The organism is Moellerella wisconsensis ATCC 35017, from assembly GCF_001294465.1.
In the GTDB taxonomy this organism is placed as follows: Bacteria; Pseudomonadota; Gammaproteobacteria; order Enterobacterales; family Enterobacteriaceae; genus Moellerella; species Moellerella wisconsensis.
Map to the genome: position 1 here is coordinate 1 of NZ_LGAA01000068.1, position 341 is coordinate 341.

At 57.5% G+C, this 341-nt stretch carries 1 pseudogene; it reads left to right on the top strand.

Annotated features, from left to right (window positions below):
* Positions 1 to 341 (top strand): annotated as a pseudogene (locus tag M992_RS14415) (Tn3 family transposase); the annotation flags it as partial.

Consider the following 341-nt stretch of genomic DNA (forward strand, 5'->3'; position numbering starts at 1 on the left):
AGGCGTTTCCTGCGGCCCAGCTCCAAATGGAACCGTCATTTACGAGCTCAGGAAAAAGGAGATACCCGTCTTTGGGAAGTGGCGGTACTCTTTCACCTCCGGGATGCTTTTCGTTCCGGAGATGTCTGGCTCGCTCATTCGCGCCGCTATGGTGACCTCAAGCAGGTACTGGTGCCGATGATCGCGGCGCAGGAAAATGCAAAACTGGCCGTGCCTTCCAACCCACAGGATTGGCTGGCAGACAGAAAGGCGCGACTCACGATCGCTCTTAAGCGGCTGGCCCGGGCTGCCCGTAACGGCACTATTCCGCACGGTAGCATAGAAGATGGAACGTTGCGGAT